This is a genomic window from Acinetobacter sp. GQ146 (assembly GCF_059758585.1).
Genome location: NZ_JCAXDV010000008.1, coordinates 61,294 through 75,607, shown reverse-complemented (window position 1 = coordinate 75,607; position 14,314 = coordinate 61,294). Strand labels below are relative to the sequence as shown.

14 protein-coding genes and 1 other RNA gene are annotated in these 14,314 nt (G+C 40.7%); 13 read left to right on the top strand and 2 right to left on the bottom strand.

Annotation, left to right across the window (positions count from 1 at the left end; all coding sequences use genetic code 11):
* Positions 1-19 precede the first annotated feature (19 nt).
* The 12 genes from rimO (at position 20) to lpxA (ending at position 12,343) form a co-directional block, all read left to right on the top strand.
* The gene (gene rimO / locus AC6CHI_RS13005; protein WP_498121735.1) at positions 20-1,363 is read left to right on the top strand and encodes a 30S ribosomal protein S12 methylthiotransferase RimO; all 1,344 of its coding nucleotides are present in this window, start codon (positions 20-22) and stop codon (positions 1,361-1,363) included.
* A gap of 51 nt (positions 1,364-1,414) precedes the next feature.
* Positions 1,415-2,143 (top strand): UMP kinase, encoded by a 729-nt coding sequence (pyrH, locus tag AC6CHI_RS13000; RefSeq protein WP_458892370.1) that lies wholly within the window; start codon positions 1,415-1,417, stop codon positions 2,141-2,143.
* A 79-nt stretch (positions 2,144-2,222) separates the two neighbouring features.
* Complete coding sequence (gene frr, locus AC6CHI_RS12995; RefSeq protein WP_458892371.1) at positions 2,223-2,777, top strand: ribosome recycling factor; 555 nt, start codon at positions 2,223-2,225, stop codon at positions 2,775-2,777.
* Positions 2,778-2,782: 5 nt separating this feature from the next.
* Positions 2,783-3,535 (top strand): polyprenyl diphosphate synthase, encoded by a 753-nt coding sequence (gene uppS / locus AC6CHI_RS12990; protein ID WP_458892372.1) that lies wholly within the window; start codon positions 2,783-2,785, stop codon positions 3,533-3,535.
* Between the two features lie 3 nt (positions 3,536-3,538).
* Positions 3,539-4,363 (top strand): phosphatidate cytidylyltransferase, encoded by an 825-nt coding sequence (locus AC6CHI_RS12985; RefSeq protein WP_498121732.1) that lies wholly within the window; start codon positions 3,539-3,541, stop codon positions 4,361-4,363.
* The gene (ispC, locus tag AC6CHI_RS12980; protein ID WP_498121730.1) at positions 4,364-5,560 is read left to right on the top strand and encodes a 1-deoxy-D-xylulose-5-phosphate reductoisomerase; all 1,197 of its coding nucleotides are present in this window, start codon (positions 4,364-4,366) and stop codon (positions 5,558-5,560) included. It begins immediately after the preceding gene.
* A gap of 1 nt (position 5,561) precedes the next feature.
* Positions 5,562-6,917: an RIP metalloprotease RseP gene (gene rseP / locus AC6CHI_RS12975; RefSeq protein ID WP_498121728.1), complete on the top strand. Its 1,356-nt coding sequence runs from the start codon at positions 5,562-5,564 to the stop codon at positions 6,915-6,917.
* A 37-nt stretch (positions 6,918-6,954) separates the two neighbouring features.
* Positions 6,955-9,447, top strand: coding sequence for an outer membrane protein assembly factor BamA (bamA, locus tag AC6CHI_RS12970; RefSeq protein WP_498121726.1), 2,493 nt, complete (start codon positions 6,955-6,957; stop codon positions 9,445-9,447).
* A gap of 47 nt (positions 9,448-9,494) precedes the next feature.
* Positions 9,495-9,989 (top strand): OmpH/Skp family outer membrane protein, encoded by a 495-nt coding sequence (locus tag AC6CHI_RS12965; protein ID WP_498121725.1) that lies wholly within the window; start codon positions 9,495-9,497, stop codon positions 9,987-9,989.
* A 3-nt stretch (positions 9,990-9,992) separates the two neighbouring features.
* A complete protein-coding gene (gene lpxD / locus AC6CHI_RS12960) occupies positions 9,993-11,063 on the top strand; it encodes a UDP-3-O-(3-hydroxymyristoyl)glucosamine N-acyltransferase (RefSeq protein ID WP_498121723.1) in 1,071 nt (356 codons plus the stop codon).
* 7 nt (positions 11,064-11,070) lie between these two features.
* The gene (gene fabZ / locus AC6CHI_RS12955; RefSeq protein WP_241625106.1) at positions 11,071-11,547 is read left to right on the top strand and encodes a 3-hydroxyacyl-ACP dehydratase FabZ; all 477 of its coding nucleotides are present in this window, start codon (positions 11,071-11,073) and stop codon (positions 11,545-11,547) included.
* A 7-nt stretch (positions 11,548-11,554) separates the two neighbouring features.
* The gene (gene lpxA, locus AC6CHI_RS12950) at positions 11,555-12,343 is read left to right on the top strand and encodes an acyl-ACP--UDP-N-acetylglucosamine O-acyltransferase (RefSeq protein WP_498121721.1); all 789 of its coding nucleotides are present in this window, start codon (positions 11,555-11,557) and stop codon (positions 12,341-12,343) included.
* Positions 12,344-12,384: 41 nt separating this feature from the next.
* On the opposite strand, the gene AC6CHI_RS12945 is transcribed toward lpxA, so the two are convergent.
* Complete coding sequence (locus tag AC6CHI_RS12945; protein ID WP_498121720.1) at positions 12,385-13,269, bottom strand: YbgF trimerization domain-containing protein; 885 nt, start codon at positions 13,267-13,269, stop codon at positions 12,385-12,387.
* Between the two features lie 287 nt (positions 13,270-13,556).
* On the opposite strand from AC6CHI_RS12945, the gene ffs reads away from it, so the two are divergent.
* Positions 13,557-13,653: signal recognition particle sRNA small type (ffs, locus tag AC6CHI_RS12940), an RNA gene on the top strand.
* A 25-nt stretch (positions 13,654-13,678) separates the two neighbouring features.
* On the opposite strand, the gene AC6CHI_RS12935 is transcribed toward ffs, so the two are convergent.
* Positions 13,679-14,278, bottom strand: coding sequence for a regulatory protein RecX (locus tag AC6CHI_RS12935; protein WP_498121718.1), 600 nt, complete (start codon positions 14,276-14,278; stop codon positions 13,679-13,681).
* Positions 14,279-14,314 lie beyond the last annotated feature (36 nt).

Here is a 14,314-nt window from a genome sequence, read left to right as displayed (position 1 = left end):
TCTAGTGGAGCGCAGATTCATGAAGTCCCCCAAAGTCGGTTTTGTTTCTTTAGGTTGTCCTAAGGCATTGGTAGATTCTGAACGAATTTTAACTCAGTTAAAGACTGAAGGTTATGATGTGGCATCAGATTATGATGGTGCTGATTTGGTTGTTGTTAATACCTGTGGTTTTATTGAATCTGCAGTACAAGAATCATTGGATGCGATTGGCGAAGCAATGAGCGCCAATGGTAAAGTTATTGTGACGGGATGTTTGGGTAAAGACGAAGATAAAATTCGTGAAATGCACCCGAATGTCTTGAAAGTTACAGGTGCGGCTGCCTATCAGGATGTTATGGAGGCGGTATATGAGTATGTACCAGCACCCCCTAAGCACAATCCATTTATTGATTTAGTGCCAGAACAAGGGATTCGTTTAACCCCTAAACATTATGCATATTTGAAAATATCGGAAGGCTGTAACCACCGTTGTACCTTCTGTATTATTCCGAGTATGCGTGGTGACTTGGTATCACGTCCGGTTGGTTCTGTACTTGATGAAGCGGCTGCATTAAAACGTGCAGGCGTGAAAGAAGTCTTGGTGATTTCTCAAGATACTTCTGCTTATGGTGTAGATACCAAATATAAGCTGGATTTCTGGAATGGTCAGCCAGTTAAAACCAAATTCTATGACATGTGTGAAGCCTTAGGTCAAATGGGGATCTGGGTTCGTTTACACTATGTCTATCCTTACCCGCATGTAGATGCTGTAATTGATTTAATGGCACAAGGCAAAATCTTGCCTTATTTGGACATTCCTTTTCAGCACGCCAGTCCGCGTATCTTAAAATTGATGAAGCGACCAGCACATAGTGAAAACACTTTAGAGCGTCTGAAATTATGGCGTGAAAAATGTCCGGAATTGGTGATTCGCTCAACTTTTGTGGTGGGCTTCCCAGGTGAAACTGAAGAAGACTTCCAAATGTTGCTGGATTGGTTGAAAGAAGCACAATTGGATCGCGTAGGTTGCTTTACTTATTCTCCTGTAGAAGGGGCAACTGCGAATGATCTGCCAGATCATGTGTCTGAAGAAATTAAACAAGAGCGCTATGAGCGTTTTATGGAAGTACAGCAGGAGATTTCTGCTGCCAAGCTTCAAAAACGTATTGGTCAAGTCATGACAGTTTTGGTTGATGATCTCGAAGAAGAGTTCCCAGTTGCGGTTGCACGCTCATATGCAGATGCACCAGAAATTGATGGGAATGTCTTTGTAGAGGATATTGACAAGCGTCTGATTAAAGCAGGTGATTTACTTGAAGTTGAAATTACCGATGCTGATGAATATGACTTGTTTGCCAAGCTGATTCGAATTAAGTCGGCATAAGCGAATTCTTGAAAAGATAAAAATAGATATTAAGTTAATTTGGAGTTTGGAATGTCAGATTCAAAGAACCCACGTTATTCACGCATTTTGCTTAAGCTTTCGGGTGAGGCACTTGCGGGAAATAAAGACATGGGTATTGATGCGCAAGTATTAGATCAAATGTCTTTATCTATTGCTCACTTGGTTGGTTTGGGTGTGCAAGTGGGTATCGTTGTTGGTGGCGGTAATTTATATCGTGGCAGCCAGTTGCAAAAAGATGGTTTGGTTGGGCGTGTAACAGGCGACCAAATGGGTATGTTGGCGACGGTAATGAATGGTTTGGCAATGCGTGATGCGTTGGTACGCCGTAATATCAAAACACGTTTAATGTCAGCATTGCCAATTGGTACAGTGGTTGAGTCTTACTCAAGCCGTGATGCAATTCGTCATCTTACTCAAGGTGAAGTCTGTGTATTTGTTGCGGGCACGGGTAATCCATTCTTTACTACAGATACAGCAGCTTGTTTGCGTGGTATTGAAATTGAGGCGAGCCTCATTTTGAAAGCGACTAAAGTAGACGGTGTTTATAATAAAGACCCAAGCAAATTTGATGATGCAGTAAAATATGATCACTTAACATTCGATCGAGTGTTGGATGAAAAGTTAGGTGTGATGGATTTAACAGCAATTTGTTTATGTCGTGACCATAATGTGCCATTGCAAGTGTTTGATATGAACAAATCTGGCGCGTTACTTTCTGTAGTTATGGGTGAAAAAGAAGGGACTCACGTTACGAACTAATGTACGTGAGCCTGAAAGCTCTTTATACTACACGCTATTTTAGTAATTACATCTTATAGAATTAAGTAAGGAAGATCATATGATTAACGATCTTAAAAAAGACGCAGAAGACCGTATGAACAAGTCACTTGACTCGTTGGAACATGGTTTTGCAAAAGTTCGTACTGGGCGAGCACATCCATCCATTCTGAACGGCGTAATGGTTCCTTACTATGGCTCTGATGTGCCTTTAAATCAGGTTGCTAACGTTGGTGTTGAAGATTCACGTACTTTAATCGTTCAGCCGTTTGAGCGTTCAATGGTGGCTGCGATTGATAAGGCTATTCGTGAATCAGATTTGGGTCTTAACCCAATCACTGCGGATGCTATTCGTGTACCAATGGCGGCTTTAACTGAAGAAACACGTCGTGACATGCAAAAAGTTGCACGTAACGAAGCAGAAAATGCCAAAGTTGCGATTCGTAACATCCGTCGTGATGTCTTAGGTGACCTCAAAGCATTGTTGAAAGAAAAAGAAATTTCTGAAGATGATGAGCGTCGTGCTGGTGATGACATTCAAAAAATCACGGATAAATACGTTGCTGAAGTTGAAAAGCGTTTGGCTGCAAAAGAAGCTGAATTGATGAAGGTCTAAGATTAATGACCGCATCTGAAGACATTACACATCTTCCAAAACATGTTGCCATCATTATGGATGGCAACAATCGTTTTGCCAAAAAAATGCAGATGCAAAAAGGTGCAGGACACCGTGAAGGTAAAAATGTCCTTGATCCGATTGTAGAGCATTGTCGAAAAAGAAATATTCAAGCCTTAACCGTTTTCGCATTTTCAAGTGAGAATTGGAATAGACCTCAGTTTGAGGTGGATTTGCTGATGAATTTGTTGGAAGAAACAATTCATGAGCAAATCCCGCGAATGGAAAAATTTGAAATTGCCTTGCGATTTATTGGTGATCGTTCTCGCTTATCTCCGCATTTACGTGAGTTGATGTTGCAAGCTGAGCAAAGGACTGCTAAGTTCACTGAAATGACTTTGACCATTGCGGTCAGTTATGGTGGTATGTGGGACATGGCTCAAGCGGCACAGCAAATTGCCAAAGAGGTAAAGGCTGGGGCGCTTGAAGTTGAGCAAATCAATACCGAGCTGATGGGGCGGTATATTAGTATGTCAGATTTGCCGGCTGTGGATTTGCTGATTCGTACAGGTGGGGATTATCGATTGTCGAATTTCTTGCTCTGGCAAGCAGCATATGCTGAGTTGTATTTTACAGAAACTTTATGGCCTGAATTCGATGTGCAAGAGTTTGATCATGCATTAGAAGTTTTTGCAGGGCGTGAGCGACGTTTTGGTAAAACATCTGAGCAAATTCAACAAGATAAAATCGAGAATTAATAAATGTTAGAGCGGATTATTACCGCATTGGTATTGGTGGCTGTGGTACTTAGTTGTATGTTCGCCACCCAATCACAGTATCCAATGTTGATTCTGATGATGATTGCCGCTGGGGTTGCTGGTTATGAGTGGTTTAAACTCATGCCAAGAAAAACAAATCACATTATCAAGCCTTTTGCATGGAGCTATGGACTGCTTGCTGCTGCAGTCGCAACTTTAGCTCTATATTTTAAAGATATTGCACTTTTATTGTGGTGTGCGTCCATTTTGTCTTGGTTGGTCAGTGTCTACTGGGTAAAAAACTACCCAGAATATGATGGCTGGTATAACAATAGCCTGTATTTCTTAGGTTTTGTGCTGGTTGCTGCGGCCGTGACTGCAATTTTTGCGTTGTGGTTTAGTTCGCCATGGTGGTTGATGTATCTGTTCTTGTTGGTTTGGGGGGCAGATAGTGGTGCATACTTTGTTGGGCGTAAGTTCGGGAAGAAAAAACTTGCCCCAGATGTAAGTCCAAATAAATCTATAGAAGGTTTGTATGGTGGAATTTTCACTTCAATGATCATTGTCATTGTGGTTGAGGTTTTATATCTAGATTTAACTTTAGCTCAACATATTTTGTTCCTGATTCTCTCTATAGTCACTGTATTTAGTTCGGTGCTCGGTGATTTGTTCGAGTCGATGATCAAGCGTCGCGCAGGAATCAAGGATTCTGGTCGAATTTTACCTGGACATGGTGGCGTGTTGGATCGAATCGATTCTTTGCTTGCTGCAGCACCTATCTTTGCAGCGGGTATGTATGTGTTAAAACTAATTGGCGTAGATTTGTAAATGTCACAAGCTGTTTGTATCTTAGGTGTAACAGGTTCTATTGGTCAAAGTACCTTAAAAATACTGCAACAGCATCCTGAAGATTATTCAGTCTTTGCAATATCCGCATTCAGTCGGATTCAGGAGCTGGTGCAGATATGTAAACAGTTTCGACCAAAGGTCGTAGTGATTCCGTCTGACAAGGAAGCGGAATTGCGTCAGCTTTTTACACAAGAACATCTTTGTGATATTGAGGTCTTGTTTGATGAAGCAGGCTTGCAAGCAGTTGCTCGACATCCAGAAGTCGATGTGGTGATGGCGGCGATTGTAGGGGCAGCAGGTCTGTTACCGACATTGGCAGCTGTGCAGGCGGGTAAGCGGGTCTTGTTGGCGAATAAAGAAGCATTGGTGATGTCGGGTGACATCATGATGCAGGCTGCGCGCGAGCATGGCGCTTTATTGTTACCGGTAGATTCTGAGCACAATGCTATTTTTCAATGCCTACCCGAACAGTATATAAATGAAGAGCGTAATGGTCAGCCTAAGCTAGGTGTATCTCGTCTTTTATTGACGGCTTCGGGTGGTCCATTTCTAAATCATTCATTAGAACAACTGCATAACGTTACACCAGCGCAAGCCTGTAAACACCCCAACTGGTCGATGGGACAGAAAATTTCTGTTGATTCAGCGACTTTAATGAATAAAGGGCTGGAGTTGATTGAAGCGTGTCATCTATTTGCAATTTCAGAACATTTTGTAACAATTGTGGTGCATCCACAGAGTATTATTCACTCCATGGTTCAATATGTTGATGGTTCAACTTTGGCGCAGATGGGGAATCCAGATATGTGTACCCCAATTGCACATGCCTTAGCATGGCCTAAGCGGATTGATACTCATGTTCCAGCTTTGGATTTATTTATAAATCATCAGCTTAATTTTCAGGAACCAGATACTCAGCGTTTCCCAGCATTAAGATTGGCTCGCCAATCCATGCAAGCTGGTGGCTTGGCTCCTGCAATATTAAATGCAGCGAATGAGATTGCGGTGGCATCTTTCTTGCAAAAGCAGATTCGATTTACGGATATTCCAATAGTGGTTGAACATACCTTGAATCAGGTTGAAAATGGTTCTGCAAACTCTATTGATTTAATTCTACAAGCCGATTCAACTGCCAGATCAATTGCTCAGCAGTTTGTAAGCAGTAAAGGAAGCTAAGATGAATGCCTTGTTTATTATTGTTGCAGCAATTTTATTGCTCGGGCCTCTCATTGCAATTCATGAGTTCGGACATTATTTTGTAGCACGTAAACTAGGCGTTAAAGTTTTAGTTTATTCCATCGGGTTTGGTCCAACTATTTTAAAATGGACATCGAAGAAGTCAGGTATTCAGTATCAGCTGTCTGCTTTGCCTTTAGGTGGTTACGTGAAGATGTTGGATGAGCGTGAAGGAAATGTTGCTGAAGCAGATTTACCTTATGCGTTTAACCGCCAACATCCTTGGAAACGTATTGCAATTGTTGCAGCTGGGCCGCTGATTAACCTTATTTTTGCAGTTTTGCTGTTTTGGGTGCTTTTTTTACCGGCTCAAGAACAGTTAAACACGCGTGTCGGTAAGGTCTTAGTAAATACACCCGCTGCTGCGGCGCAAATGCAGGTTGGCGATAAAATTACAGCTGTGGATGGTGTAAAAACTAGCACATGGGAACAGTTGAATTTTGCCTTGGTGGATCGTGCTGGTGAATCGGGTGTGATTCATATCGATGCAGATCGAAATGGGCAAACACAATCCTTTGAATTGCCAATTCAGAGCTTTTTAAAAGATCAAAATCAATCCCCTTTAGATAGTCTGGGTTTTATTCCTTATCGTCCATATATTCCTGCTACCGTCATGAAATTAAGTGAAGATGGTGCGGCAATTCGTCAAGGTATGAAAGAGGGTGACCGTATTGTGGCGATTGATGGCGTGAAGATGAAAGACTGGTTTGATGTGGTTGAGGTGGTTCAAGCTTCACCTGAAAAATTGCTGAAGATTGATGTTCTGCGTCAAAATCAATTGATTCATCTGGAGGTCATGCCGCAAGGTAAGCGAGATAACATGGGAAATGTATCTGGTGTGCTTGGCGTGCAGAGCAATCCTGGAAAAGTGGTTATCCCTGAAGAATATAAGCAAACCATTCAATATGGTCCGCTGGAAGCGTTTGGTAAAGCAGTGGATAAGACTGGGCAAATTAGTACCATGATTCTCAACTCAATTGTGAAAATGGTTCGTGGTTTAATTGGTTTGGAGAATTTATCTGGGCCGATCACGATTGCTAAAGTTGCAGGGCAAAGTGCTGAAATGGGATGGCAGACATTCATTTCGTTTATGGCGCTGATGAGTGTAAGCTTGGGAATATTAAATTTGTTGCCTATCCCAATGCTAGATGGTGGACATCTGGTTTATTACTTTGTCGAACTAATTCGTGGTAAACCTGTTTCTGAACAAATACAATTGGTTGGTTTAAAAATTGGTATGGTACTGCTGGGTAGCATGATGCTCCTTGCATTATTTAATGACTTTATGCGTTTATAACAACGTTGCTTTGAAATTAACATTGGAAAAGACTGGCATGCAGCACACACATTTATTTATGCCTTTGGCACTGGTTAGTGCTATGGCAGCAGTACAACAAGTATATGCAGCGGATGAATTTATTGTTCGTGATATAAAAATTGATGGACTCGTTCGTTTAACACCTGCCAATGTGTATACCATGTTGCCAATAAATAGTGGTGATCGTGTTGATGATCAGGCTATTTCAAACTCAATTCGTGCATTGTATGCTACGGGTTTGTTTGATGATATTAAGGCATCCAAACAAGGTGATACCCTTGTTTTTAGCGTGGTTGAACGCCCACTTATTTCTAAAATTGAACTAAAAGGCAATAAGCTTATTCCTAAAGAAGCTTTGGAAGAAGGCTTGAAAAAAATGGGCTTGGCTGAGGGTGAGGTGTTAAAGAAATCAACACTTCAAACTGTAGAGTCAGAGCTAGAACAACAGTATGTACAGCAAGGTCGTTACGATGCGGATGTGAAAGTAACGACCACGGCTAAGCCAAATAACCGCGTAGATTTGTTGCTTGAGTTTAACGAAGGTAAAGCTGCGAAAGTTGTAGATATCAATGTTATTGGTAATACTGTATTTAGCGATAGTGATATTCAGCAAGCTTTTGCAGTCAAAGAAAGTAGTTGGAGCTCAATTGTTTCACGTAATGACCGCTATGCACGTGAAAAAATGGCTGCCAGTCTAGAAGCTTTGCGTGCCTTGTATTTGAATGCAGGTTACATTAATTTTGATATTACCAATTCAAGTTTGAACTTGAGTGAAGACAAAAAACGTATCTTTATTGAAGTTTCTGTAAACGAAGGTGAGCAGTTTAAATTTGGTGAAAGTAAATTCTTGGGTGATGCGTTATATAAGCCAGAAGAATTGAAAGCCATGCAAATTTATAAAGATGGCTCGACTTATTCGCAAGAAAAAGTGAATGCGGTTAAGCAGTTACTCCTACGTAAATATGGTAATGCCGGTTATTACTATGCGGAAGTCAACGTGGTTCCGCAAATTAATAATGAAACGCGTGTGGTTGATCTGAACTACTACATTAATCCTGGTCAGCAAGTTACGGTACGTCGTATTAACTTTACGGGGAATACTAAGACTTCGGATGAAGTATTGCGTCGTGAAATGCGCCAGATGGAAGGTGCTTTAGCAAGTAATGAAAAAATTGACTTGTCTAAAGTTCGCTTAGAGCGCACAGGTTATTTTAAAACTGTGGATATTAAACCGACACGTATCCCGAATATGCCGGATCAGGTGGACTTGAATGTTAGTGTTGAAGAACAGCATTCAGGCACTAGTACATTGGCAGTAGGTTTTTCGCAAAGTGGTGGTGTAACATTCCAAGCAGGATTAAGCCAAACCAACTTTATGGGGACTGGTAATAGTGTTGCAATTGATTTATCACGCTCTGAAACTCAAGATTACTACAACCTGAGTGTAACTGACCCGTATTTCACCATTGATGGGGTGCGTCGTGGTTATAACATGTACTACCGTAAAACTAAATTGGATAGCGACTATAACGTCAATAACTATGTAACTGACAGTTTTGGTGGTGGTATTAACTTTGGTTATCCAATTGATGAAAACCAAAGTATTAGTGCAGGTTTAAATATTGACCAAACTGAAGTTACCACTGGTCCTTATGTATCTACCTATGTGCGTGATTATTTATTAGCACATGGTGGAAAGGCTTCAGGCACATCAACTTACTGTAATGTTGACTTAGTGCCAATTAAAGATAGTGCTGGCAATATCACGGGTTATGAAGATTGTCCTGCAAATAATTTAATTACATATGAAGATGAGTTTAAAGGCAACTTCTTAACGTATAACTTAAATTTAGGCTGGTCATATAATACGCTTAATCGACCAGTATTCCCGACATCAGGTCAGTCTCACCGTGTCAATGCGGAAATTGCCTTACCTGGAAGTGATGTTGAGTACCAAAAAATCACCTATGATGCACAGGCATTCTTACCGTTAGGGAAAGATTTTGTTCTGCGTGGCTATGGTAAGCTGGGTTATGGTAATGACTTGCCTTTCTATAAGAACTTCTATGCAGGTGGTTATGGATCGGTGCGAGGCTATGATAACAGTACCTTGGGTCCAAAATATGATGGCGTATACTATAGTGAAACAGGCGAACCAGATCCGTCACCAGAAGAAGTGGGTGGTAATGCTTTAGTGCAATTCGGTACTGAGTTGGCCTTACCATTACCGTTTAAAGGGGATTGGACACGTCAAGTACGCCCAGTGCTGTTTGCTGAAGGTGCACAAGTATTTGATACACAGTGTGATGTTTTCTCCTCTGCTGAAGATAAACAGACTTGTAAAGATGAATACGGTTTTGATTTAGGTAACATGCGTTATAGCGTGGGTGTAGGCTTTACTTGGATCACCATGATTGGTCCACTTTCATTAAGTTATGCCTTCCCGCTGAATGATAAGCCGGGTGATGAAACTAAAGAAATTCAATTCGAGATTGGTCGTACTTTCTAAGTACGATCTTTTTTGAACTTAACAAGCATATAAAATAAGGTTTAATCATGCATAAAATAATCAAAGCTTTAGCATTTGCAACCGTTTCACTAAGTTCTGCTGTTCATGCTGCAGGTTATGGGGTGGTGGATTTAGAACAAGTTGTAGATAACAGTACTTATTTAAAGGCTCAAAATGCGAGCTTGCAGCAAAGCATCAAGCCACAGACCACACGGTTAGAGCAGCTCAGTAAAGAGCTAGATACGATGAAGCAAAAGGCGCAGGCTTCAAAACTATCTGAAGCTGAAATGCAAAAAATGAGTGCTGAATATCAAACAAAGTTGAATGAATTAAACGGTATTCAACAAGGTTTGCAAGGTAAAGTTCAAGCCTCTCTACAGGTTATGAATAAGACTTTGGACTCTCGCATCAAGCAAGCAGCTGAGCAATTACGTAAAGAAAATAATTTAGATGTGGTTTTGAATAAAAACTCTGCGCTTGCCTATGACGCTAAATATGATTTAACTGATAAAATGATTCAAAAGGTTAATGCAATTAAGTAATCAATGAATCTTAAAACAACTAGTTTAGAAGCTCTTGCTCGTCTTGTACAAGGCGAGTGTCGAGGTCAGTCCGACCTTATTCTTAAGGGGCTTGCAAGTCTGGATACTGCAACAGCTCAAAACATCTCTTTTGTGACTGATGAAAAGTATTTGGATAAAGCACTTGTTTCCAAAGCAGGTGCTTTAATTGTTACTCCTGCTTTACAAGAAAAATTGCAGACCCACCACAATTTTATTTTGGTGCAGAATCCCTATCTGGCCTTTGCAATGCTGACTCATGTATTTGAAAAGAAATATGTTGAAGTTGGTATTGAGAGTACGGCAAAAATTCATCCTTCAGCGATTATTTCTGACTCGGCATATATTGGTCATTATGTGGTGATAGGTGAAAACTGCGTGGTCGGTGATAACACTATTATTCAGGCTCATGTACGCATTGATGATGATGTTGAGATTGGCAAAGATGGATTTATTGATTCACATGTCACTTTAACCGGTGCTTGTAAAATCGGTGATCGCGTGCGTATTCATGCGAATACTGTGATTGGTGGAGAGGGCTTCGGTTTTGCACCCTATCAAGGCAAGTGGCATCGTATTGCGCAGTTGGGGTCAGTGCAAATCGGCAATGATGTACGCATTGGCTCGAATTGTAGTATTGATCGCGGAGCATTGGACGATACGATTTTGGAACATGGTGTTAAGATTGATAACCTTGTGCAAATCGCTCATAACGTCAAGATCGGTGAAAATACTGCGATTGCTGCAAAGAGTGGTATTGCAGGGAGTACCACAATTGGCAAAAACTGCATCCTAGCAGGGGGATGTGGTGTAGTTGGACACATTACAATTGCAGATAATGTGACAATTACGGGAATGTCAATGGTCACAAATAATATTTCAAAAGCGGGAAGCTACTCTGGTGGCACGGGATTATTTGAAAGTCCGAATTGGAAACGTACGGTTGTTCGCTTTAGACAATTAGCAGATGTGCCATTGACCCAATTAGTCAAACGACTTGATCATATGCAGGCTCAAATTGAGTCCCTTGAATCAACTTTTAAATTGCGTAAATAGAATTATGATGACTGAGTCGACTTTACTACCATTTACGAAACCAGAATTGCCAATGCATATTCAGCAAATTCGTGAATATTTACCACACCGTTATCCATTCCTGTTGGTTGATCGCATTGTTGATGTAACTGATAATGGGATTGTCGGTTATAAAAACGTTTCAATCAATGAAGAGTTTCTGCAAGGCCATTTTCCGAATTACCCAATTATGCCGGGTGTACTGATTGTTGAAGCCTTGGCACAAGTATCAGGCATTCTTGGCTTTATTATGAACAATGAGAAGCCGAGTGAAGGTTCTTTGTTCCTTTTTGCAGGTGCAGAAAAGGTAAGATTTAAAAAACAGGTGGTTGCAGGTGACCAACTTGTATTAAAATCTGAGTTGATTATGCAAAAACGTGGTATTTACAAATATAACTGTATTGCTACTGTAGATGGCGTTGTTGCAACAACCGCAGAAATCATGGTTTATCATCAGAAAGTATAGAGCAGGCATGAGCAATAACGAATTCATTCATCCAACCGCTATTATTGACTCATCAGCAGTAATTGCTCCAGATGTCCAAATTGGTCCATATTGTATTATTGGTCCACAAGTGACGATTGGGGCTGGAACGAAACTTCATTCACATGTTGTGGTTGGAGGGTATACTCGTATTGGAAAAAATAATGAAATTTTCCAATTCGCGAGTATTGGCGAAGTTTGTCAAGATCTTAAATACCAAGGTGAAGAAACTTGGTTAGAGATAGGTGATCATAACTCTATTCGTGAGCATTGCAGCTTGCACCGTGGTACGGTCCAAGATCAGAGCTTAACGAAAATTGGTAGTCACAATCTGTTGATGGTTAATACACATATAGCACATGACTGTATGGTGGGTGATCATAATATTTTTGCCAATAACGTGGGGGTTGCGGGTCACGTCCAAATTGGTAATTACGTTATTGTTGGTGGTAACTCAGGTATTCATCAATTCTGTAAATTGGCTTCTTATAGCATGGTGGGGGGGGCATCTTTAATTGTTAAAGATGTTCCAGCATATGTTATGGCATCGGGCAATCCTGCACATGCTTTTGCAATGAATGTAGAAGGTATGCGACGTAAAGGTTGGTCTAAAGAAGTCATTCAGGGCTTGCGTACAGCGTTTAAACTGATTTACAAAGAAGGTTTAACGATGGTAGAAGCTGTTGATCGTATTCGACAAGACATTTTACCAACAGTACCCGAAGCCCAATTGTTGATTGATTCTCTCGAGCAGTCGGAACGTGGAATTGTGCGTTAAGACGTGAAATAAAAAAAAGACACCGTTAAGGTGTCTTTTTTTTATTTCTTCAAATAACCTGCTTCTTCACTTTTAGGATATTGTTTAAGCAGCTTAGTTTTGTATTGATTGGCCAATGCTGTATTACGGTCAACATCTTTGGCTATGCTATACAGTTGGTAAAGCGCACGTGAGGCCTTAGATGATTGTGGGTATTGGTTAACCACAACGTTGTAATTCTTTTTCGCTTCAGTGTAGTTGGTCGGTTCTATGGCTAGATTAAATTCGGCTAGCCAGAAATACGCATTGCTGATATAGATGCTGTTAGGGTGGTTTTTAATAAAGTTTTGCATCGGAGCAATCGCTTTTTTAGCTCCACCTTGTTTGTAGGCATCTAAAGCAACAGTATATGCTGCTTTTTCTAACTCGGTCGGTTGTTGGGCGGCGTTTGTATTTGCTGCTGTAGTTAGATTGGTGCTAGGGCTTACAGCTGGTGTGCTTGTGTTGGTCGTATTATTGGTTTTGGGCGCTACAGTGGTTGTTGTGTTGACGCTGGGAGACGTATCCTGTTGGTTATCCTCCGTTGCTGCACTGTCCGGATCCATTTTTTGTTGTAAGAGTTCTAGGCGCTGATCTAAATCGGTATAACGATTATTAAGTTCGTTTTTAAGTTGTTCAATGGTATTTTCTTGTTCTTCAATTCGACCTCTTAGCGTGCGAATATCATTTTCTAGCTGTTGGTTTTTTTGCATGATTTGCCAGTTGATATTGGTTGGTACATTGGCTTCGGCAACTGGTGTATTTGCTACTGAAGAGCCATAACTTGAGCTAGACGAAGAGCTAGCATCACTTTGACTTAAACCACGGCTTTCGATAGGGACATTTGCATATAAATGTGTTGAGCTTAAAAATACGAGTGCATAAATCGCATGCTTAAATTGCATCATAAAATATATCCATTTTGTATTGCTTGTATAAAGCCACGTGTTTGAATGGGCTTTATTAAATTTCATCATGCACACATTTAAAATGCTCAAGCAGTGAAAAGCAACAAATGTTTACGTTCTTGTCGTATGTTTAAAGTAACCTGGTGGGCAATCATGAAGGCAAAAAGTACCTAAAGGTTAATTCTGTATTTTAAATAATCAAAAGAATAGCTTAGGCAGATAATTATTCGGATAGGGCTTGCAACTTCATTAAAAATCTCTATACTCTGTTCTTGCAATGGTAGCCCTGCCGGTTACTTCGCAATTGCACTCTGCGAACCCCGCCAGGACCGGAAGGTAGCAACGGTAGTAGAATTGTGATGTGCCGAAGCTTTGCTGGTAGGGTTGCCACCATTTTTATTATAATTCATTATTCCTCATCTTCTTTTCTATTAATTGCTTTCATAATTGCATCCATATCAAACCCTCGGTATTGTAAAAAGCGAATTTGTTTGGCTTTGAGTTTTGGGTCTTTTTCAACGCTGCTGCCAAACTTCTTGATTTTAAGCTGATAGGCTTGTTCTGCCCAATTGATTTCTTTTAATTCTTCTTGAATTAGTTCACTGTTAATTTTTTTGTTTTTTAATGCCAGCTTAATCCGCTGCGGACCTTTACCTTTGCGTTTTTGGCTCGACAGTACAATTTCGGCAACCCGTTGGTCACTTTGATAATTCTGCTCAGATAGTTCTTCAACGAGGTTGATCACTTCTTCTCGATTTGCGGCATAGGTCGCTAACTTCTCTATTAGCTCTGCTTTGGAGTATTCCTTGCGGGTGAGTACAGCAAATGCATAAGAGCGCAAACGTGAGCCTGTGAGCCCGGTATTTTGTGGGACTTCAGTCTCGATGCCTTCGTGATCTGGCTGAGTGGTCGGTGATGCTTGCAGTGGCGTCTGTTCGGCATCGGATGTTCCAAATTCTTGTTTGAGGCTTTCATAATTTAGTAGTTTGGGAAATTTAGATGGGCTCATATTATTTCTAATCTTTGATTGAAAAACGCCCCGAAG